The sequence below is a fragment of the Enterococcus sp. DIV0703 genome, from assembly GCF_051711065.1.
GTDB lineage: Bacteria > Bacillota > Bacilli > Lactobacillales > Enterococcaceae > Enterococcus_B > Enterococcus_B hirae.
This window is the reverse complement of sequence record NZ_JBIOLX010000001.1, coordinates 1,778,511-1,800,153: the sequence shown is the minus strand read 5'-3', so window position 1 is coordinate 1,800,153 and position 21,643 is coordinate 1,778,511. Positions and strand designations below refer to the sequence as shown.

Below are 21,643 nucleotides of genomic sequence, written 5' to 3'. Positions count from 1 at the left end.
TACAAAGTTGTTTTTTATCTAAAAATTAAATTACAAAATAAAAAATGTGAATTTTTAATCACCTATTGATAAAAATAGATATATAAAGGAAATGATTTGCACAACAGCAGATTACGATAGTTACAAAGTGGAAAAGATCAGTCATTAAGTTAGTACAGTATAATTCTTGTTTTTAACGCTTAGAACCTGCTAAAAAAGCAATCAAACAAGTTAATAAGAATCTTTTAAGGTTAATATCAATGAAATGAATTTTTGCTATACTTATTAGAGGCTTATTGAATAAGGAGTTGAGTGAATTGGTTAAAAATAAATTATCAAATATGATTAGTATCAAGAAGAAAGGCGGAGGAAAGGTTAGGGTACATGGATAGAGTAAAGGAAATGCTTCAGTATGTTAGGCAAAAACAACTTTATTTTATTTGTGGTATCGCTCTAATTCTTACACTAATACGTCTTTATCTCTATTACAAAGCGACTTACAGCATCGATATGACAGCTAGCTATGATGACCAGCTTTTTATTCATTATGCCCGTAACTTAGTGGACGGGCAGTGGTTAGGAGAGTACAATGCTAAAACTTTATCAAAAGGTATTTCTTATAGCTTATTTTTAGCTTTTGCCAATAAAATTCAGCTACCATACTCGCTATTATTAGGTGGGTTTAATATTTTAGCTAGCGTGCTGATTACACTGAGTGTAAAGCCGATCGTTAAAAAGAATAGTATCTTGTTTTTTATCTATGTCTTTTTTTTATTTTCACCAATCGGTTTTACCCATGAATATTCGACACGTATTTATCGAAACGCCATTGTAATTCCATCTGTCGTAATTATCGTTGCTTGTTTATTAGCTATTTATTATCGTAAATATCGTGCAACAAAAACTATTTTACCTTGGTTTTTCTTGTTGTCTCTAATCTTTCCATTTTACTGGTATATTCGCGAAGATTCACTCTGGTTGTTGCCGTTTGTTCTGGCAGCCTTAATCATTAGTTTTGTTCAGATTTTATTAGGAGTGGATTTTAGACCAACGAAAACTGTTGAAAAGTTTCTTTCACAAATTACCTTTGATCGAAGAAAACTGATCAAGCTCAGTTTGTTTTTTCTTCCTATGATCAGCTTTATCGTGACAAACCAAATGATTAAGCATAAAAATGAAGAAGTCTATCATCTTGCAGTAGTCAATGATCGTACGAGCGGAGAGTTTGCTCAATTGATGAAGAACTTGATTCGAATAGATGATGGAACGAACATAAACAAAGAGAACAGTAGGATTTGGGTTTCTCATGAAGCGTTAAATAAAGCATTAGCTGTGTCACCTGCTTTTGCTAAAGAAGCTGCTAGAATCAAAGAATTATATACGACACATGCTTGGACTCAGGCAGGAAAAGTAAAGGAATTAAAGGGAGACATTATTTTTTGGGCACTGCGAGATGTGTTGAATGAGTCTGGCTACTATCAAAATAACGCAAAAGAAACCAATGAATTTTGGAAACAAGTCAATCAAGAGTTAAGGGCTGCTTATCGTAAGGGAGATTTGAAGAAGAAACGTGAAGTCTACTTAATGAGTACAGGAGATGGGAAGATTGCCGAGGATATTCCAGTACTCTTAGATTTTTTTAGGACAGCTTATAGTGACAATTTATTTTACAAAGATTTTCATCAAGGAGGGAATTACAGTTTTGGAACCCATGCGGATGTAGAAGCAGCGCAAAACTTTTTGCGAGTTCCTTTATTGAATAATTGGATTAATAGTGAAGATCCACAACCGCCAATTTTAGTTTTATCAAAAACAGCGAAAATCTCTAATATTATGATTGCGATTTATCAAAAGACAAGTGGTGTTGTTCTATGTTTAGCGATTTTAGGATTTTTATTTTTGATCTTAGGTTCAATCTATGCAAAAAAAGATCGAGGTTTTTATTGTTCTGCACTGGTCATTACTAGTGGTTTGATATTGACCCAGTTTTTATTTTTATTTGGGGTTTCATGGTTTTGTTCCTACTCGCCAGAGCAAAAAGATTATTTTCTAAGTGTGTATACGGGGGCAGGAGTACCAATCATGCAAATTGCGATGGTTCTAATCTTTCTGGGAATCAGCAAAATTTCATGGGGGAAAATAAAGCACAAACTCGAATTGAATAAATAATAAAAGACGTTTGCTAACTGTATTAGTTGCAAACGTCTTTATTCTTTTTTCGATCCCGAGTTGTTTTCGGTCATTAGAAATGATTCACTCCTTATTTGGATTCATTTAATGCACGGACAGCTTGTTCAATCGTGATACCAAATGCTACGTTGTTTTCATTTGTAGCATCAATTGCCATAAATTGATTAGATACAGTATCAAATGCAACTCGGTATTCAATATTTGTTTTAGTAAATGTCATGTAAGTCACCTCTTTTTTTATTAATGTAAATTGTGGTTGGAATTTTCTGTTAAATTTTCCTTCCTGTAATCAGTGTAGCACCCTTATTTTTTTTTCGCAATTAATTGCTATGTCAACAAGGGATTCTTAATTTTCTGTGAGTCCAATAAGCAATCCAATCAATAACAGGATAAATACAGTAGCTTGAATAACAATCATGAAATTCCCTCCTCACAGAATAGTTTAGATGCTTTTTCGGAGGTTTACACGAACAAAAGGCTAACAGTTTCAAACAAATCTGTCACTTATAAATTACAATTATATCTTGGTATTAGTTATGTGAGAAAAAGGGGAAACTAGATTGAAATCGTGTAATTCTAAGAAAAAATATAAAAAAATTCAATAAATCGTTTTCAAATCTTCTTTTTTTTGTTATTATAAATTAAAGATTAACAAAATAAAGGAGGGAATTGAGAAATGTTAAAATTAGAAATAGGCAAGTCATACATATGCAAACCGATTGGAGTGAACTATGAAGTGATTGGTTGCGTGGAACGTACATATACTAATACGGCTGTTATTTTTGTAGAAAGCTATGATCAGAGAGATCGGTTGGCTGTTTACGATAGTAAGTTTCGTCTACTAGTTAAACTGGACGAAATTTATACAGTAGCAGAATCTGCTTTGGTTTCATAAACACTTTTTTTGAGAAATATCGTAAACTTCTCTATAATTAGAGGAGAGAGAAGGGAGCGAAAAAACATGCAAAAAAGAAAGAGTTCAGGTAAAATGGGCATTATCTTAGCAGTTATTTCTGCTATTCCGGCAATCTTAGCAGTGGTTCGTGCGGTGAAAAGCGCGAGAGAAAGATAAAGTAATTGAAAAAGAACCCCATGGATTCAATCCATGGGGCTCTTTTTTTAACCAACACCTAAAACGAAATTCAATAATTTATCTGAATAGGTGATCTCTTCATCCATTGCTTTGATATTTTCATTTAAGATAGTCATTTGATCAGTAATGATCCCATCAACACCATAAAACATCATACGACTGATTCCATCTGAGTCGTTAACCGTCCAGACATACACTTTTTTACCATCTTGATGAGCTGAATCAATAAAATTCCGATTGATCGTACTATACTCCATCGTCAAAAAGTCGGCCGGAGTAACTGGTGGTCCAACAATATTGAATGGTAGGATGTAGCCTACATAAAAATTAGGATTGGCATTTTTCAGATCAGATACCGTCTGATACGTAAGACTTTGTAGAATATGCTGATGAGTTAAAATGTTTTCTTCATATTTTTTGACAAAGCGATCAACGATATCTTTAGAATCATTTTTTGAATTTTTGATTTCGATTAAAAGTTTTTGATTTAATTCATTGGCTCTCTTTAAATAAGTATCAAAGGAAACGACAGGTTCTTTCGCACCGTTTTCAGTTACTTTTAACTTTTCTAATTCTTTCAAGGTTAGATCTTGTGGTGCTTTATTTATCCCTGTTAATTTTTTTAAGTTAAAATCATGCATGACAACGAATTGACCATCTTTGGTTTCTTGTACATCCATCTCCACATAATCAGGATGGTAGGTACGACTTGTTTTTTCTAAAGCAGCTAAAGTATTTTGGGCACTGTTACCTCCACTGACACCACGATGAGAAATCGTTACAGGTTTCGTTTGAGAAGCAGAAGTCAAATAATCCATATTGTAGAGACAAACACCTACACCAAAAAATACAGCAAATAAAACTAAGCTTGTATTTTTAAGAACAGAAAAACGTTTGTTAGGAGATTCTAAACGAAACCAGTTAGGAGTCTCAGGAAGAAAACCTTCATCATCCATGAAATCAATAATAATGTAAAAAATTCCGACTGTTGACATAACGATGTTGAATAAAAGGATAGCTTGAAGAATCGTCATTGCAAAAACAGCGCTAATCAATGAATAATTAGGGAAAAATTGTTCTACAATTATTTGTGCGAGGAGCACAATTAAATAGCCGGCAAATGAAATGAGTAAAATACTACCACCAATAATGATGAACTGTCCAAGGATTGCAAAAAAACGTGATTTGGTTAAATACCAACTTTCTTTAACCGCTTGTTTAAATGGTCGATCACGTAGAATCATTTCTGGTAAGGCAAAAATGAGACGGATACCAATGTAAGCTAAAAAGATATAAAACAGAATGAAGCTGCTAACCACGATCCAACGATTAGTAAAAATAAAATCCATGATAAAAGCTGGGATTTTAACTTTAGATAGTAAATCAGAATTAAAACTTAACCCACTAATCGGTAAAATAAGTACGAAATAAGCTAAGAAAAAAAGAAAAGTCAATGGGCGTATTTTTTTTAATTGACGAAACGTTGCTTGAAGTAACTGTTTCAACGAGATAGGTGTTTGTTTCTTAATAAAGTAAACACTCATCAATAAAAAAGTAAACTCAAAATAAACTAGGAGTAAGATAGTTAATAAGACAGCAGTCAAAGACAATAAGACACCTGGGTGCTGTGAAAGGATCGTAGAGATATTATCACTAGATATATAATCAATGGCTCCTCGATTCAAGATGAATCTGGTCGTACTATTCAATAAGGGTAAACAAATAAATAAAATAAATAAATGCATAATCAAAACATCACGAAAATATGCTTGAGTTCCTTTAAGAAAGTCCCAAGCATTTCCTAAACTTCTTTTTAAATAAATTAACATTCAATCACCTACCATAAATATTATAACGTAAAAATAAAAATAAGTGGACAGATTGCGCAAATACTTAACGCAGTACGCCCACTTATAATAAACTATCCTAGTAATCCACTTAAGAAATGTCCACCATAAATCAAAGCCATGCTGTATAAGAAAATCGAGAGGGGTTTCGCCAATAAAATGATCCAAGTATATTTTTTTACAGAAATATTTGTTAGACCAGCCATTAAACAAAGCGCATCATCAGGGGCCACTGGTAGAAAAATTGCTAAAGCAAATAACTTTTCAAAGCGATTCTGGTTATCGAGCCAACCAACATACTTGTTATACGTCTTGTCACTGACCATAGATAAAATAAATGGTTTACCATACCGCCGACCAAGTAAAAAGATGATGATCGAACCGATACAAATCCCTACATAATTATAAATAAAACCAGCATAAGGTCCAAAAATTAATACACCGGCTGCTGTACTTATCCCTCCAGGAATGATTGGAATAACAACTTGCAGGATTTGGATTAAGATGAAAATAATAGGACCTAAGATAATTGAATCTCCAACTAATCCTCTTAAAGAATTTAAATCTTTAAATACACCCAAATTGATAAAATAAATCGTTAAGGCTATCGAAATTACTAATCCAATGATAGATATAAAATTGATCAATTTCCGTGATGCCGCAATGTTCAACGTCTATCAACTCCTTTGATACGTTTTCTTATATTACTAATGTACTTTATTAGTGACTCTTTGTGCCACTATTTTAAATGACAGTTATCAAACAATTTTGTAAGTTGTAATAAGTATAATTTAAAAACGATTCAAAAACATCCAACTAAAGATGTATTTGAAGTATTATTTTTGTGCCTGTAGTTTTAGGAAAAATATCCTCTATTAAATGAAAAATCGGCGTTCAAGTATTAAATCTTTAAAATAAGCTGAGGAAACTAAAAGAAGAAGTTTTTGCTTTACCTCTGATGCGTTTCTAGCTTACTTACGTGGATAGAATACTCTGAACGCCATAACTATATGAAAGCTAAAGGGAATATCTCAGGGGAGTGAAAATCAGTGTCTCATTTTGTCTTTTCACTAAGCCTGTTGAATCAAAGGATTCGTCTAAATACTTTTATATTTAAGATGGGAAGTTCGTACATGAGTTCCACATCATCAATCAGACTTCCAAGTAATCGGAAATCTGATTGATCCAGAAAAACATTTCCAAGCTCTTGGTAATATAGATCCATAGTAGGATTTCTTGGTTCATTGAGCATTTCCGCTAACTCATGCAAATCAGAAGGAGGTGAATAACAAGTTCCTTGAATTTCAATATATAATCCTTCGGGTGTTGATTCTAGCCCAATCCTTATTTCAGTGATCTCGTGAGAATAAAGATAGGTTAAAAATTCACTAATGATTCTTTTTGATAATTCTTTTTCCAATGCCATCCTTTTCCTTTCTGCCAACAGTCAGGCTGTCTAAGATCGGTACAAGAAAACCTGCAACGAATCCAGTTGAAAATCCACTATTATATAGGCTTAATCCGCCATGTAATGCACTGACGTTATGGACTAAGACAATATGCAAAAATCCAGCTAAAATACCAAAAATACTACCATAAAAACCACTAATAGGAGCAAGTGCAGTACCAAATATCGCTGCTACGATCATTGTTGTTTGAGAGGCATCATGGATAGTAGCCAGATATGAAGCAAGATAAATCCCTATAAGTATGGGGAAACTGTTCTTTAGATGACAACCGAAGGCACTGAATCCAACTGAAGATAGGATTGCCCCAATAATCGGGCCGTTGAATTCACCACCAATAAGAAGAACATAGATGGAAAGCATTAGCCCTACTAACCCCATGTTTAGTAAGGTGGCACCGATACTTGAGATCGCCATAAAATCAGTAGTTACTTTTCCTGAAGTTTGAAAAATGTCATGTAAACCAGTGAGCTTCCATGAATTAATAAAAAAACCAAATAGCGTAGTTAAACTAAAAAAAAGAAAAATGACTAATGTAAGTTCTTGATGGTAGCCTGTTGAAACGAACGATTGAACTTCAATTGAAAAATCAAATAACCGAAGGATACCAGCCACGACCATGGCGATCAATCCAGAAGTAAAACCAATATTATACAAATTGAATCCACGATGAAAAATAAGGGTATGCGATGCCAAAGGAGGGAGTAAAAAACCAACGAGTATACCAGTCAGATTACCAAATAAAATACCTAAGCCCAATGGTAAGTTCATACCGAAAGTGATATAACTAACTACAGGTGACAAGGCGCTAGCAAATAAGCCAACCATAATATACTGTGAAAATGGTTTATGTACAAAACGTGCATAGAGATAGACACCCAAAATAATGGAAAGAGAGTTATACAGATTTTTTCCAAAAAAAGAAAAGCCTGTGATGGTTAATACAGAAGCAAAGATTAGTCCATTTAGATAGACTTTATGATGATAGCAAAGAAGTACGGACAACAAAGTCAGAACACCAACATTGATAAATGCGCTTCCAAAACCACCTATTGCCAAATAATCGGTCATCAGATTACTAGGAGAAGTGAGGATATTGTTGAGTCCCTCAATAGTTTCAACCGGATGTCCAGAAACAAGCCCGATTATTAGAAAAAACAAGCCAGTAAATGTTAAATAAAAATACTTATTTTTTTGAGATGGCTTTTTTTTGATGGGGTGAATATAAATAACGTCGTTTTTATTAACCATTACATACCTTCTTTGTCGTTTTCTTTAACTATAACGTGAAAGAAATCTTTTGGTCAACTAACAGTTACAGAAAAATCAATTTTTGTAAGGGGAAACAGTATTTTTGTTTATTCTTAAATAATATTGTATCATTGTTAAAAATAAATAAGAAAAAAACTTAAAATATAACGTTTTGAGTAAATTATTTGCCAAAAACTGTGTATATCGGTTACAATAAAACAACATATACTGCAGTAAGAAGTGGGGGAGTTTTAATGAGAAGAAAAGTCTATACTAAAGATCAAATTCTAAAAGCTGCTTATGATGTTGTTGCAAAGGAAGGTTTTAAAGGGTTTACTGCGAGAAATATTGCTAAAAAAATGGGTATATCCACACAACCTATTTATTTAGAGTTCAAAAACATGGAGGATCTAAAAAATACTTTATTAGACTCAATTTTTGAACAACTCAAAGAAAATGTTTTTCCAGTTGAACGTACTGGAGATAAAATTATTGACCTAGGATTAAACTATATCTACTTTGCAAAAAAACATCATAGTCTTTACATGGCATTATATATCGACGAACATGGCGACGGACAAAAAATGCATGATTTTTCTTATAACTATTTCCGTGAAATCGTCAAACAAGATCATCGATACAACCAGTTGTCAGATGAATACGTTGATGCATTACACACTGGAACCTGGGTTGCAGTTACCGGAATTGCATCTTTAATGTCTTCAAACATCATGCACCCAACTGAAGAACAAATTATTTCGTTCATCAAGCGAACGATTGATTCTATTCTTTCTTTAGAAAATCCTGAAACAATTAGTTAGATCTACTTATGAAGTGTGATAACACAAGGTTCATTCCAATACTCTTTCTTACTTCAAATTGGGCACTATTTAAGAAGGAGCAGAAAATGATTCTTGTGTTTTTTTGTCTCCTCATAAAATAAATATGCCGGTTTTTGATTTCTATCGGGAAATAGGCTTGACTTTTTACTAAAAAAAGTTTAAAAATAATAGGTATGGAAGGTTGGCAGAGTGGTAATGCACCGGACTCGAAATCCGGCGAACCGGCTAATACCGGCGCGCAGGTTCAAATCCTGTACCTTCCTTTATATCAACAGTTAGACACGATTTAGGTCGTGTCTTTTTTGTTGTGTTTTTTAATCTGAATTATTTTTTGACTCCCCCGAAAGACTATTCTGATGGTGCGACATTAAACCCACACTTTACTCAAAAAATAAATCAATAGTGTTTAAGCTGCAGCTTCTTGGAATAAGCTTGAATTTTTCAAACATGGAAAGATGTTTAAAAAATTCTTTCTTATTGTCATTGGAGCTACCCAAAGTTTTCATAACCTCTTTTTGTATTCCGAATTTCCGTCAGATGCCTATCGATAGTTATTGTAACTTTTGTCTCTTCATGAACGATATCATTTAGAATGGAGAATTTATGAATGTTTCAAAAATTATGCGGTGTTATTTGTTTGGAGTACTTATTTTTCTTGTAAAGTTTTATTAACAAGTAATGAATCTTCTTTTAGCCGAATATGGTTGATCAAACGCTTTGGAAAACCAATGAATGAAACCTGTTAATTGTTATGTTTATTTTTGATAAAGTGACCATTTTATTCATTATTTAAAAATAAAAGGATGAAAAAAATATAGGAAACAGAAGCCTCTGTGTTATAATTGCTGGGATAAATTATAAAAAGGAGTTTAATAATGTACTGGAATAAAAAAAGAATTAATAAAGAATTATTTTTTTTGCTTTTAGTTATTTGGCTTGTTTTTTTATTTTTCAATCTATATATGCCATCATTTAGAGCAGACGATTTAGTTTACTCAAATAGATTAGACCAACTAGGGTATTTAGGAGCTTCGATCGAACATTATAAAACTTGGAGTTCGAGAATTATCATAGAGCTGTTTATGATGTTTTTCTCTAAACATTTTCTGCTGTGGAAATTTATCAATTCAATCATCATGTTGGGCACGGTCCTGATGATTTGTAAGTATGTTTTTGAAAAATTGGATGGTAAGAACGTGTTGCTAGTTACATCTGTCTACTGCTTAGTCCCACTTACCGTGATGGGGGAAACAGGCTGGGAGTCGACAACTTTGAATTATCAATGGTCCGTTTCATTTTGCTTATTCGCTTTTTTCCCATTCTTCCAACGCTTGAAAGGAAGAGCTATCACTCCTAGTATTTATTGGTTTAGTTTGCCTTTCCTGATATTTGCTGCTAACCAAGAACAAGTGAATGCGTGCTTTTTTACTTTAACGGCCATTATAACTGGCTATTTATTATATAAAAGAGCATATCATCGCTTATTGATTCTCCCATTGCTCATAAGTTTTATTGAGTTACTATTTTCGTTGACAACACCGGGGAATGCCATCAGGACATCTCAAGAAATTAGTAAGTGGTTTCCTCAATATGATCAATTTGGGTTTATTACTAAATTGGATTTGGGTATTTCTTCTTTTGGAAAGCCTTTTTTTCTAGATACAAATGTATTGTTCTTAATTTTGTTCTTATTTGTTTTTTTACTTTCTTATAACAAGTGCAAAAATTATTATGGCCGCTTATTATCTGCTATACCTTTTTTCTTGAATCTGATTATCTACCTAGGGAATACGATGGGTGAAAGTTTTATACACATACGTGGCAATAGTCGTGCACAAATATGGGATAGCAGTCACTTAACAAAGCTATTTACCGATACTGGAACGAATCTGTCACTTACTCGTCCTGGATCATGGATAGCGACTTTACTTGTTTTAGGTTTATTGGCTTGTTTACTCCTAGGGATTTACTTAAGTTTTGAAAATAAAAAAACAGCATCTTTTCTTATGTTGTTAATGATGATGGGCGCTTGTTCAAGAATAATTATGGGATTTTCTCCTACGATCTGGGCTTCAGGAATGAGAACTTATTATATTTTATATATTGTTGTAGGAATTTTAGTGTTAATGCTGGTAAAAGAATTGTTGAAAACCTGGAATCCGCAAAAAGCAGAACTCGTACAATTTAGTTTGACTATGCTGGGGATTGGGACCATTGTTTTGACCATCATAAATAGATGAAAATAAAAAAAGACTCAAGTTGTAGGAAATCCAACAGTTAGATCACTAACTATTGAGATCGTTACAACTTGAGTTTTTTTATTTCTCGCTTTGATAGTTTTTTGGAATAATTTTTTCAGTCTCTCTGATAATATACACTGGACGTTGTTTGGTTTCTAAAAAGATTTTTCCAATGTATTTGCCAATTATTCCAAGACACAATAATTGGATACCTCCGATAAACAAGAAAATCGAGACCATGGAAGGCCAGCCAGCTGTAGGATCACCATACAACAGGGCACGTAAAATAATAAATAAAATAGCAAGACCTGAACCAATACATGATAATGCCCCCACGAATGAAGCAATTGTTAATGGTGCATCTGAAAAGTTGACGATTCCATCAATAGAGTAATTAAATAATTTCCAAAAAGACCAAGAGGTTTCACCAGCTACTCGTTCACGGTTTTCAAAGGAAATATACTTGGTTTTAAAACCAACCCAACTGAACAAGCCTTTCGAAAAGCGGTTGTATTCAGTTAATTCCAAGATAGCATCAACCATTTGGCGAGTCATTAAACGGAAATCTCTCGCTCCGTCAACCATTTCAGTATCACTGATTTTATTGATTAGCTGATAAAATTTCTTAGCAAAAAAACTACGGATCGGTGGTTCACCGTCACGAGTCGAACGACGAGTACCGACGCAATCAATATCAGATTGCATAATTGTTTCAATCATTTCTGGTAATAGATCAGGTGGATCTTGTAGATCAACATCCATTACAGAGACAAGGTCGCCAGTAGAAGCTTGTAAACCAGCATATAAAGCAGCTTCTTTCCCAAAATTTCGAGAAAAGGAAATAAAGCGTACATATTCATGGTCATTAGCTAATGCTTTGATTGCTTGTAATGTATTATCTCTTGAACCATCATCAATAAACAAATATTCAAATTCATGTATTCCCTTAAATTTTTCGACCTCGTTAAAAAAAAGAGGAACTGTTTTTTCTTCGTTATAGCATGGAACCACAATTGATACTTTCATAACATTACCCTTTCCAATAAAGATCCTTCATAATAATAACATGAATGAATCAAAAAAAATATAGTTTTAGAGATAAGTAAACGAACAAAGTCTTCTTAGCTATGTTCGAAGAAATAGAAAAGAAAATATAAACCAGATACTATGCGAGATGAGGTCAGATCTAGTTAGGTTTATTTGTAAGTGGAAAATATATTCTTGTTTTTAAACGAGATTGTTCCAACGGAATTTCTTTCACGACAAGAAGGTTTAAGAGTAAAATCAAACAAGTCTTATTGGAAATCGCTCGTAACTTAATTAGAGCGGATTATTTAGTAAGGACTAAATTTTGATTGGTTAAATGATAGAGATGATTAAATAATAATGAATATTTTTCAAGTCTTTGCTAAACAAAATAGCTTCCTTAGTCAAAACATGTTAAATTAATTAATAGGACTACTTTTTTTATAGTAGAACTCAAAAATATTCACTGTTATTTCATGTGACGAAACTGTAAGAGAGCTATTATTTCAAGATTTAATAGCCTCTATGATAAGATGCTTATGGACGAAACAAAGTAATAGTAATTATTATCTAGGATGTGAAAAATAAAATGTGTGGAATTGTAGGATTTATTAACGACAAAGACAATAAAAAAGCAATCGTAAACGACATGATGGATCGAATCGTTCATCGGGGACCGAATAGTTCGGGTGATTATATTGACCAGCATGTTGCTTTAGGATTTAGAAGATTAAGTATTATCGACTTAGAGGGTGGAAAACAACCTATCTATAATGAAGATCGAACAAAAGTCATCATTTTTAATGGGGAAATCTATAATTACCAACCTCTTAGAGAAGAGCTGATTGCAGCTGGACATATTTTTCAAACACATGCGGATACAGAAGTATTGTTGCATGGTTATGAAGAATGGGGAACTGATCTATTACAAAAGGTTCGGGGTATGTTTGCCTTTGCAATCTGGGACAATAAACGCAATGAATTATTTGGTGCTCGGGATCATTTTGGAATCAAACCATATTATTATGCGGAAATGAACGGCACATTTATGTTCGGATCAGAAATCAAAAGCTTTTTACCACATCCAGATTTTCATAAAGAATTGAATAAAGAAGCCTTGAAACCTTATATGACATTTCAATATTCACCATTAAATGGAGAAACCTTTTTTAAAGGGGTTCACCGTTTGCCAGAAGGTCATTATTTCACTTACAAAGATAATAAGTTAGCGATTCATCAATATTGGGATGCTAATTTTGAAGAAAAACAAAACTATTCACGGAAAGAATGGATCGATAAGATTGATGAAACAGTTGAAGCATCGATTAAAGCACATACGATCAGCGATGTAGAAGTTGGCTCATTCTTATCTAGTGGGGTAGATTCAAGCTATGTGACTTCTGTATTAAAACCTGATCATTCTTTTTCAATTGGGTTTGATGATAAAACATATAATGAAGCTATTGAAGCTAGAAAGTTAACAGAACTTTTGGACTTAGATAATACAGCAGCTGTCATCGATGGAGATATGTCATTTAAAGCTTTTCCTTTGATTCAATACCATTTGGATGAGCCAGATTCGAATCCTTCATGTGTCCCACTTTATTTCTTAGCAAACTTGGCTTCGCAAAGTGTTCGAGTTGTCCAATCAGGTGAAGGGGCAGATGAACTATTTGCGGGATACCAAACTTATGGGTTCCATACGAATTCAAAAGTTATTCGTGTCATTGCTCAAGGGTTGAAGAAACTACCAAAAGGAACACGTTATAACTTGGGACGAAAAATTGGCAAGATGAAAAACTTCCACGGTAGAATCCACTTATATGAATCTTTAGCTCCTGCGAAAGAATATTTTATTGGTCATGCCCGAGTGTTTGAAGAAAACGAAGCGTCAGATATTTTAAAACAAGAATACCAAAAGGCTCCTTCCGTTCAGGAGATTATGGCAGTCCATTATGCTAAAACTGAAAAAATCGAAGATGAAGTGAACAAAATGCAATACGTTGACCTTCATCAATGGATGCCAAAAGATATTTTATTAAAAGCGGATAAATTATCAATGGCCAGCTCACTTGAAGTACGCGTACCGTTACTTGACATCGAAGTGATGAGATTGGCAGAACAGATCCCAAGTAAGTATCTGTTAAATCAAAATAATACCAAAGATATTTTCCGACAAGCAGCAAATAAACATTTGCCAGAAGAATGGTCTAACCGTGTAAAACTTGGTTTCCCAGTACCAATCAAAGCTTGGTTGAAAGAAGACCATGGCTATCAACAAGTCAAAGAATTATTTGAGGCTGATTTTGCCAAAGAATTCTTTGATCAAGAAAAAATTATGAAGTTGTTAAATGACCATCATGAAGGGCGTCATGAAGAACAACGAAAAATTTGGACGATTTTCAGCTTTTTAACTTGGTATAAAGTTTTCTTCGTTGACGAAGAAATCCCTAAGGCTGAAGCAATCGATTATGTAACAGTCTAAAAAGTAATCAGTTAGCGAAGCAAAAGAACATCCCGCTTCGAGTGGATTGATTTTATTCCTTTTTAACAGTGAACAACTCCTCCTTTATTGTGGAGGAGTTGTTTTTTATTAATAGTTTATTTCTCTTTCTTTCGTTCCGTCTTTTTTGTAGATAATTAATGATGTGTTTTTGTTTTGAGCAATTTCTTTCCCTTTTTCAATCGCTTTTTCTTTCGTATCAAAATGATTACTTGCTTTTTTAGCTCCTTCTGATTGGACAATCCACTTATCTTCTTCAAATTTTACGATCACGTTGGCTGTCAATAATTTAGAAGCTCTTGGATTTGTGTCGTGAGAATCATGCTTTGTTGGATTTTTTTCTTGAGAAAACTCTTTTTTTTCAGTAGAAGTAGCATCTTCTGACCATTCTTTGGCTTGTTTGATAGCAATCGGAATAGCACGATCATCAGGATAGCCTTCTGCAAGCAAGGCGTTACCGATATCGATTGCTTTCTTTCGTGTTAACTCTTCTAAATTTTTCATTGCAGGCGGATAATCTTTCATATTCCAAGGCATAAAATCTTCCTCCTCAAAAATTATTTATATTTCAAGTGTAAGCGCAATAGTTGGAAAAGGAAAAGATTTTGTTTAGCAAGTAGTTATTTAGATAACTTTCGTCAAGTAGTTTTACTTAACAAATTTTGTAAAAAGGCTAGCAATCTAGTGGAAATCATGGTAAGATAATCAAGTCTGAGAGTCATCTTAGAGGATTCTAGTAAAAAATGGGAGGGAAAAACATGCGCGTAAACATTACTTTAGAGTGTACTTCTTGTAAAGAACGTAACTACCTAACAAGCAAAAACAAACGTAACAACCCTGATCGTTTGGAAAAACAAAAATATTGCCCACGCGAACGTAAAGTTACTTTACACCGTGAAACTAAATAATTAGTTCAGCGTAAGTCTAGAATCCTTTTTAGGAAGCTAGACTTTTTTTAATAGTGAAGGTTGAATGAAACCATAAACCTGACAAGCGACTCTTTTTCTTGTAACAGGGTCGTTTTTCTTGTATGATTGAAATCGTTTGTTCAAATTCAGTTTGAGAGGATGAAACACATGTTTATTTCAATGTGGGCACAAGACAAGAATGGTTTGATTGGAAAAGATGGCCTGCTTCCTTGGAGGTTACCAAACGATATGCGTTTTTTTCGGGAACATACGATGGATAAAATATTAGTGATGGGGAGAAAGACATATGAAGGCATGGGCAAATTGTCTCTTCCTTATCGGCATATCATTGTGTTAACTACTCAAAAAGATTTTAAAGTAGAAAAAAATGCGGAAGTCCTTCATTCGATTGATGAACTTTTGGCATATGCCAAGGATATACCTGAAGATATCTATGTGTCAGGAGGAAGTCGAATTTTTCAAGCTTTGTTACCAGAAACAAAAATCATCTGGCGAACATTAATTGATGCAGAGTTTGAGGGGGATACATTTATTGGAGAAATCGATTTTACAAGTTTTGAATTAGTGGAAGAACATGAAGGAATTGTCAACCAAGAAAATCAATACCCTCATCGATTTCAGAAATGGCAAAAAATGAGCAAAGTGGTTTAGCACATAGTTAAATAAAAAAAGACGTTCACTCCAATTTGTAAAGAAAGGAAGGTGAACGTCTATTCTTGTTCAGATGATTTATTTCAAATTATTTTTGATATCATTGACCATATTTTGACTAGCTATTGGACCATTATAGAGCCAACTAGATTCAGGACCAAATTCTAAGACATGATTTTCTTTGACCGCTTTTAAATTTTGCCAAGTTGCTTCATTAAACATCGCAGCTTTTTCATCACTGTTGACTAAGATGAGATAGTCTGCATCTAACTCTGCTAATTTTTCTGCAGAGACAGCTGACCAATCTGAAGTTGCACTTTTAGAGATTTCAGTAACTAGATTTGGCACACCAAATTTTAGATCACCGTAAATGATTCTTCCACTTGAACGTGTTTCACTAACCATAAATGCTGAGTTATTCGTTACCCATAAAACAGCAGCCGTTTTGCCGTTGATTTTATCTGCGAGTTCTTGTCTAGTGGCTTTCACCTTTTTTTGGTAATCAGTAATGATTTTTTCTGCTGCTTGTTCTTTATTTAATGCTTTTCCGATATCTTTTAGTTGGGTTTCCCAAGTGACATCATTCCCATTTTTTACGACATAGGTTGGCGCAATTTTGTTGTATTGCTCGTATTTACCTCCTTCAACTGTAGCCGAAGAAGAGATCAATAAAAGATCGGGTTCATAACTTAAGACTTTTTCATACGGAAGATCATAAGAGATCGTGGGAACATCTTTTAATTCTTTTTGTAAATAATGTTGAATCGATCCACTACCAACTGTCCATTGAGCAACAGGTTTTTCACCTAAAGCGATAAGATAGTCTTCGAGGTAACTCCCGATGATTCGTTTTGGTTGATTAGGGATCTCGACTTTATGACCCAAGGCATCAGTCACTAGGTGAGTTTTTGCAGTTGTTTCATTACCTGCTGTGTCAGTTGAATTGGATGAATTATTTGAAGAAGAGCAGGCGCTAAGTAAACCAAGCAGCAACACTGTGGCCCCAATGGTAAAGATATTCTTTTTTAGTTTCATTTTTTCCTCCTGTAGGGATTTTCATTGATAATCATTCTCAATTGATATTATTCCTGACAATAGTGGTCATGTCAACTATTTTCGGGAATGAGCCATTTAGAGTAAAACTTGACGAATTTGTGAAGGAGCTTCATAATTGAGAATGATTTTCAGGGAAAGGATGAAAAATTTGACGACGATTGAAGCTGTTGATATTACAACGGGTTACTTAAATAAACAAGTGATTGAAAAAATGTCTATCAAGATACCAGAAGGAAAAGTGACAAGTTTGATTGGTCCTAATGGCAGTGGTAAATCAACTTTATTAAAAAGTTTTACTCGACTGTTACCTGTCAAAGAAGGAAAGATTATCGTAGATGGATCTGAAATTTCTACATATAGTCCTAAGATGTTAGCGCAAAAAATTGCACTGTTAGCCCAAAGTAGTGAACACCCTTTAGGCATGACTGTCGAAGAGGTGGTCTCTTATGGTCGTTATCCTTATCAAAAATTTTTTAGTGGATTAAATGAAGAAGATCTACATGCTATCCAATGGGCGTTGGAAGCGACGCAACTAACTAAGTTGAAAGAAAGAGAGCTTTCGAGTCTATCAGGTGGACAAGCGCAACGAGTTTGGATTGCGATGGCTTTAGCCCAAGAAGCGGATATTTTGATTTTAGATGAGCCAACCACTTTTTTAGATCCTGCGCATCAATTGGAAATCTTACATTTACTGAAAGAGATCAATCATATCAAACAGACAACCATTTTAATGTCGATCCATGACATCAATCACGCTTCTCGCTTTTCTGACTATTTAATTGGGATGAAAGCAGGACAAATAGTGGTTCAAGGCACACCTGATGAAGTAATCACAACGTCATGGATGAGGGAAATCTATGAAATTGAAGCGCAGATCATCGAATTGCCTGAAACGAATAAACCCGTTGTTTTGTCTTACGATTTAATCAATGATCGTAAGGAGGATGAACAATGAAGACAAAGAGGAAACGAATGATTCTTTCCCTATTGTTGCTAGGAGTAGTTAGTATATTTTTCTTTGCGTTAGCCAATGGAGCGGCGGTTGTCGACTTTTCTAATTTGTGGCAAGCGATTTTTAAATTTGACGACTCAGTTCAATCGCAGTTGATTATCCGAACGATTCGGTTGCCTCGAGTGCTGGGGGCTTTCTTAGTCGGAAGCTGTTTTGCTCTTAGTGGCGCATTGATGCAAGGGGTGACGCGGAATCCTTTAGCTGATTCAGGGTTATTAGGAATTAATGCAGGAGCATCACTTGCAATGGCTCTTTGTTTTGCGTTTTGGCCACATGCTTCTGCTTTTTCTGTTTTTTTACTGTCATTACTTGGTTCGTTGGTAGTTACATTATTTGTTTTTGGTTTCTTACGTTTTTCAAAAATGGGGATGAATCCACTTCAATTGATTTTAGCAGGTGTTGCGATCAGTACTTTTTTTACAGCTATTAGTCAAGCGCTGACACAACTATTCAATTTGCAACAAGACTTGGCGTTTTGGTTCGTGGGAGGCGCTGCGAACGTCACATGGCATCAATTGGAAATTTTGGCTCCAATTTACCTGTTGACAGTTAGTGGCTCCTTTTTGTTAGGTCGCTCCATCTCGTTGGTCAACTTAAGTGAGTCACATGCCTTGGCATTAGGAGGCAACCCTGGACGGATCAGATTTTTTGCATTTGTATTAGTGGCGGGGTTAGCTGCAATGGCGGTGTCGTTAGTTGGACCAGTTTCATTTATTGGATTGATGGTTCCACCAATCGTCCGAGGAATTATTGGTTCCGATTATCGGTATGTTTTACCAGCCTCTTTTTTAGCAGGTGGAGGATTAGTGATGTTGGCGGATTATGTTGCACGAATGATCAATCCGCCATTTGAAACGCCATTCGGCTTAATAATTTCCTTGATCGGTGTACCGTTTTTACTACTCCAAGTAAGGAGGGAACAAGGATGAAAAGAAGTTACCAATCACTAGTTGTTTTATTTCTTTTATTAGTTGTTAGTATAGTTGCAAGTTTAATGATTGGCACACCATTTATTCCATTTGATCAATTAGCTGAGGTGTTTCAAGGGAATGGTTCGGCAATCCAAGAGTTGATTGTTTATGAATTTCGTGCCCCTCGTCTATTAATCAGTCTTCTTGCTGGTATGTGTTTAGGTATTTCAGGCTTTATCTTGCAGGGAGTTACCAGAAATAGACTAGCTGATGCTGGCATATTGGGCATTAACGCTGGAGCAGGTTTTTTCGTTATGATTTATTTGGGCTTTTATGCCAACCAAACTTTTCCGTTTTTACTATTGATCGTGGCTTTTCTAGGCGGCTTGCTTGCAGCTTTACTTGTGTACTTGTTTGCTTATACGAGAAATAGTTTTTTAGGGATGAACCGGCTTTTACTATCAGGAATTGCAGTCAATGCTGGATTGTCGGCATTGATGCTTTTATTTACGATTAAATTGTCGAAAGAAAACTATGGTTTTGTTAATGCCTGGTTAGCAGGTTCACTTTGGGGAGCTAGTTGGCCATATGTTTTCTCATTGTTACCTTGGGCAGTCATTTTGCTTCCTTTCGTGCTGATTTACAGTCGACGAATTGGTTTATTATCTTTTGGTCAAGAAAGAGCGCAAAGTCTAGGATTAGACGTGCAGAAAAGTCAAAAAATCCTATTGATACTCGCTGTTGCTTTAGCCTGCGGAAGCGTTGCGGTAGCTGGCAGCTTATCTTTTGTCGGTTTGTTAGCTCCTCATTTGGCTAAATTTGTCGTCAGAAGAGAAAATCAACTGTCCTTGATCTTGAGTGGATTATTTGGGGCATTTTTTGTAACGATTGCAGATGTTCTTACACGAGTGATTCTACCAAGTGGTGAGATTCCTACTGGGATTTTAATTGCGGTCCTAGGAGCTCCATATTTCTTATATTTATTATTTTCCAAACAAACGATTGCTTAGAAAATAAATACGGGGAAGAAACGATTGTGTTGAGTAAGCAGTGTTTCCCAAAGTAGTTTCTCGTTATTTTGAGACTACGATTATTCTGTCTATTCAAATGAAAAGAGTGAATCAGAGGTCGTGAAGGCATCGGAAAGCTCCAATGACAATAAGAAAGAATTTTTTTTTAACAGCTTCTCATGTTTTGAAAAATTCAGGCTTATTTCAAAGAGCTGATGCGTGAACACCGTTTACTCGTTTTTAGAATAAAGAGTGAGAGTGATGTCTTAAATTCTGTTTATAAAACTCTTTTTATTTAAAAAGTTAAATTGCTATTTTTACTATTTTCCGCTACCATTTTAACGAGAGGTGGATTGATACGTTTGAGTCATATTAAAGAAAAACTTAGAAAACTTGGCATTGAAAATTTACAAAAGATTGCTAGAAGTGAACAGAAGCAGCAAAAAGAGCAAAAAATTTACCAACAACTCTTTCAAAGTAATGAATGGCAGCAAGCAAAAGTGGTTGGTTTGACGATGGCAAATGAGATAGAAGTGGCTACGACCCCAATTATTGAAAAGGCATGGGAAGAGGGTAAAACCATACTTGTTCCTAAGACATTGCCTGAACGTCAAATGTGTTTTTTTAAAATTGATCCGGATACCCGATTTGAACGCACCGCTTTTGGCGTACTGGAGCCATTATCTGATCATTCTTTTTCACCGGACGCTATCGATTTGCTGATCGTTCCAGGGGTTGTTTATCATCAAAATGGTTATCGGATTGGTTTTGGTGGAGGCTACTATGATCGCTATCTAGCCAATTATCCGAACCAGACATGTAGTCTGGTTTTTCAAGAACAAATAAACAATCAATGGGTACCAGAAAGTTTTGATAAAAAAGTGCAACACTTGTTTATCGATAAATAATAAGGAGGGTTACATGAATTATCAACAGAAATTAAAATTAAACGCTTGGCTAAGAAGACCAATTTTGACTTATTTGTTTTTAGCGATACAAACCATCGTGTTTGCAATGATGGAGTTCTTTCCATTTTTAAATATTCCAGCATATTTAGGCATGTTTGGGCCGTCTATTGTAGTTGGAAATGAATGGTGGCGGTTTATTACACCGATTTTCATTCACTTTGGACTGGTGCATTTTGTCATGAATTCTTTGATTTTATATTTTATGGGAGACCAAATTGAAACACTCTACGGTCATTGGCGTTTTTTCTTGATCTACTTGTTTAGTGGTATCCTTGGGAATGCAGCGAGTTTTGCATTCAACGATCTTGGCGTTCTATCTGGTGGAGCAAGTACTTCTTTGTTTGGTTTGTTTGGTGCGTTATTCGTTCTTGGATTTCATTTCAAAAATAACTCTCAGGTTCGCCAATTGATTCGTCATTACATGTTGTTTATTGTTATCAGTTTTGTATTTGGTTTGACGGATACCTCAGTCGATATCTGGGGGCATCTCGGTGGGATTGTTGGTGGCTTGCTTATAGGAAATATCATCGGCCTACCACAGAAAGTGACCAATTACTCGATTCATCAAAAAATCCTATCTACGCTTGTTTTTGGATTTCTTTTGATAATATGTGTTTTATTGGGTTTAAAAAACTACGGATTACTTGTATAATGTGAAGGAAGTGCTTT

Annotated in this window: 20 protein-coding genes and 1 tRNA gene; 13 read left to right on the top strand and 8 right to left on the bottom strand. The window is 34.7% G+C overall.

The window, feature by feature from the left end; genetic code table 11:
- The first annotated feature begins 363 nt into the window (after nucleotides 1-363).
- A complete protein-coding gene (locus tag IGK81_RS08085) occupies nucleotides 364-2,148 on the top strand; it encodes a hypothetical protein (RefSeq protein WP_034698408.1) in 1,785 nt (594 codons plus the stop codon).
- A 91-nt stretch (nucleotides 2,149-2,239) separates the two neighbouring features.
- On the opposite strand, the gene IGK81_RS08080 is transcribed toward IGK81_RS08085, so the two are convergent.
- On the bottom strand, nucleotides 2,240-2,389 hold the full coding sequence (locus IGK81_RS08080; protein WP_010718765.1) for a hypothetical protein: 150 nt from the start codon (nucleotides 2,387-2,389) through the stop codon (nucleotides 2,240-2,242).
- 456 nt (nucleotides 2,390-2,845) lie between these two features.
- Here IGK81_RS08080 and IGK81_RS08075 point away from each other — a divergent pair, with 456 nt between their 5' ends.
- Nucleotides 2,846-3,064 (top strand): hypothetical protein, encoded by a 219-nt coding sequence (locus tag IGK81_RS08075; protein ID WP_010737815.1) that lies wholly within the window; start codon nucleotides 2,846-2,848, stop codon nucleotides 3,062-3,064.
- A 224-nt stretch (nucleotides 3,065-3,288) separates the two neighbouring features.
- Here IGK81_RS08075 and IGK81_RS08070 read toward each other — a convergent pair whose 3' ends face one another.
- The 4 genes from IGK81_RS08070 to IGK81_RS08055 all read right to left on the bottom strand — a co-directional run bounded on the left by IGK81_RS08070 (nucleotide 3,289) and on the right by IGK81_RS08055 (nucleotide 7,826).
- Nucleotides 3,289-5,091: a glycerophosphoryl diester phosphodiesterase membrane domain-containing protein gene (locus IGK81_RS08070; RefSeq protein ID WP_034698405.1), complete on the bottom strand. Its 1,803-nt coding sequence runs from the start codon at nucleotides 5,089-5,091 to the stop codon at nucleotides 3,289-3,291.
- Nucleotides 5,092-5,183: 92 nt separating this feature from the next.
- On the bottom strand, nucleotides 5,184-5,780 hold the full coding sequence (locus tag IGK81_RS08065; protein ID WP_034698402.1) for a TVP38/TMEM64 family protein: 597 nt from the start codon (nucleotides 5,778-5,780) through the stop codon (nucleotides 5,184-5,186).
- Nucleotides 5,781-6,193: 413 nt separating this feature from the next.
- On the bottom strand, nucleotides 6,194-6,529 hold the full coding sequence (locus IGK81_RS08060; protein WP_025480148.1) for a hypothetical protein: 336 nt from the start codon (nucleotides 6,527-6,529) through the stop codon (nucleotides 6,194-6,196).
- Nucleotides 6,498-7,826 (bottom strand): DUF1576 domain-containing protein, encoded by a 1,329-nt coding sequence (locus tag IGK81_RS08055; RefSeq protein WP_034698395.1) that lies wholly within the window; start codon nucleotides 7,824-7,826, stop codon nucleotides 6,498-6,500. Before IGK81_RS08055 ends, IGK81_RS08060 begins: the two co-directional genes overlap by 32 nt.
- 254 nt (nucleotides 7,827-8,080) lie before the next feature.
- On the opposite strand from IGK81_RS08055, the gene IGK81_RS08050 reads away from it, so the two are divergent.
- The 3 genes from IGK81_RS08050 (at nucleotide 8,081) to IGK81_RS08040 (ending at nucleotide 10,908) form a co-directional block, all read left to right on the top strand.
- The gene (locus tag IGK81_RS08050) at nucleotides 8,081-8,647 is read left to right on the top strand and encodes a TetR/AcrR family transcriptional regulator (protein WP_010737811.1); all 567 of its coding nucleotides are present in this window, start codon (nucleotides 8,081-8,083) and stop codon (nucleotides 8,645-8,647) included.
- Nucleotides 8,648-8,843: 196 nt separating this feature from the next.
- Nucleotides 8,844-8,931, top strand: a tRNA-Ser gene (locus IGK81_RS08045).
- A gap of 612 nt (nucleotides 8,932-9,543) precedes the next feature.
- Nucleotides 9,544-10,908: a DUF6056 family protein gene (locus IGK81_RS08040; protein WP_034698384.1), complete on the top strand. Its 1,365-nt coding sequence runs from the start codon at nucleotides 9,544-9,546 to the stop codon at nucleotides 10,906-10,908.
- A gap of 78 nt (nucleotides 10,909-10,986) precedes the next feature.
- Here IGK81_RS08040 and IGK81_RS08035 read toward each other — a convergent pair whose 3' ends face one another.
- A complete protein-coding gene (locus tag IGK81_RS08035) occupies nucleotides 10,987-11,934 on the bottom strand; it encodes a glycosyltransferase family 2 protein (protein ID WP_431393297.1) in 948 nt (315 codons plus the stop codon).
- Nucleotides 11,935-12,523: 589 nt separating this feature from the next.
- Between IGK81_RS08035 and asnB the strand changes: the two genes are divergently transcribed.
- Entirely contained in the window at nucleotides 12,524-14,419 is a 1,896-nt protein-coding gene (asnB, locus tag IGK81_RS08030; protein WP_034698382.1) for an asparagine synthase (glutamine-hydrolyzing), read from the top strand.
- A 108-nt stretch (nucleotides 14,420-14,527) separates the two neighbouring features.
- Here asnB and IGK81_RS08025 read toward each other — a convergent pair whose 3' ends face one another.
- Nucleotides 14,528-14,974: a DUF2188 domain-containing protein gene (locus IGK81_RS08025; RefSeq protein ID WP_034698380.1), complete on the bottom strand. Its 447-nt coding sequence runs from the start codon at nucleotides 14,972-14,974 to the stop codon at nucleotides 14,528-14,530.
- Between the two features lie 206 nt (nucleotides 14,975-15,180).
- On the opposite strand from IGK81_RS08025, the gene rpmG reads away from it, so the two are divergent.
- Together rpmG and IGK81_RS08015 are read left to right on the top strand one after the other, a co-directional pair.
- The gene (gene rpmG / locus IGK81_RS08020; protein ID WP_002320810.1) at nucleotides 15,181-15,345 is read left to right on the top strand and encodes a 50S ribosomal protein L33; all 165 of its coding nucleotides are present in this window, start codon (nucleotides 15,181-15,183) and stop codon (nucleotides 15,343-15,345) included.
- A gap of 168 nt (nucleotides 15,346-15,513) precedes the next feature.
- On the top strand, nucleotides 15,514-16,017 hold the full coding sequence (locus IGK81_RS08015; RefSeq protein WP_010737807.1) for a dihydrofolate reductase: 504 nt from the start codon (nucleotides 15,514-15,516) through the stop codon (nucleotides 16,015-16,017).
- A gap of 78 nt (nucleotides 16,018-16,095) precedes the next feature.
- Here IGK81_RS08015 and IGK81_RS08010 read toward each other — a convergent pair whose 3' ends face one another.
- Nucleotides 16,096-17,052 carry an ABC transporter substrate-binding protein gene (locus tag IGK81_RS08010; RefSeq protein ID WP_034698376.1) on the bottom strand — a complete coding sequence of 319 codons (957 nt, stop codon included), beginning with the start codon at nucleotides 17,050-17,052 and terminating at the stop codon, nucleotides 16,096-16,098.
- Between the two features lie 142 nt (nucleotides 17,053-17,194).
- On the opposite strand from IGK81_RS08010, the gene IGK81_RS08005 reads away from it, so the two are divergent.
- From IGK81_RS08005 to IGK81_RS07985, 5 genes are all read left to right on the top strand, one after another.
- Entirely contained in the window at nucleotides 17,195-18,028 is an 834-nt protein-coding gene (locus IGK81_RS08005; protein ID WP_172595703.1) for an ABC transporter ATP-binding protein, read from the top strand.
- The gene (locus IGK81_RS08000) at nucleotides 18,025-19,014 is read left to right on the top strand and encodes a FecCD family ABC transporter permease (RefSeq protein ID WP_034698373.1); all 990 of its coding nucleotides are present in this window, start codon (nucleotides 18,025-18,027) and stop codon (nucleotides 19,012-19,014) included. The genes IGK81_RS08005 and IGK81_RS08000 overlap by 4 nt, the downstream gene beginning before the upstream one ends.
- Nucleotides 19,011-20,006, top strand: coding sequence for a FecCD family ABC transporter permease (locus IGK81_RS07995; RefSeq protein WP_034698369.1), 996 nt, complete (start codon nucleotides 19,011-19,013; stop codon nucleotides 20,004-20,006). The genes IGK81_RS08000 and IGK81_RS07995 overlap by 4 nt, the downstream gene beginning before the upstream one ends.
- A 362-nt stretch (nucleotides 20,007-20,368) precedes the next feature.
- A complete protein-coding gene (locus IGK81_RS07990; RefSeq protein ID WP_010737802.1) occupies nucleotides 20,369-20,914 on the top strand; it encodes a 5-formyltetrahydrofolate cyclo-ligase in 546 nt (181 codons plus the stop codon).
- Between the two features lie 13 nt (nucleotides 20,915-20,927).
- Entirely contained in the window at nucleotides 20,928-21,626 is a 699-nt protein-coding gene (locus tag IGK81_RS07985) for a rhomboid family intramembrane serine protease (protein ID WP_010737801.1), read from the top strand.
- Nucleotides 21,627-21,643: the final 17 nt, after the last annotated feature.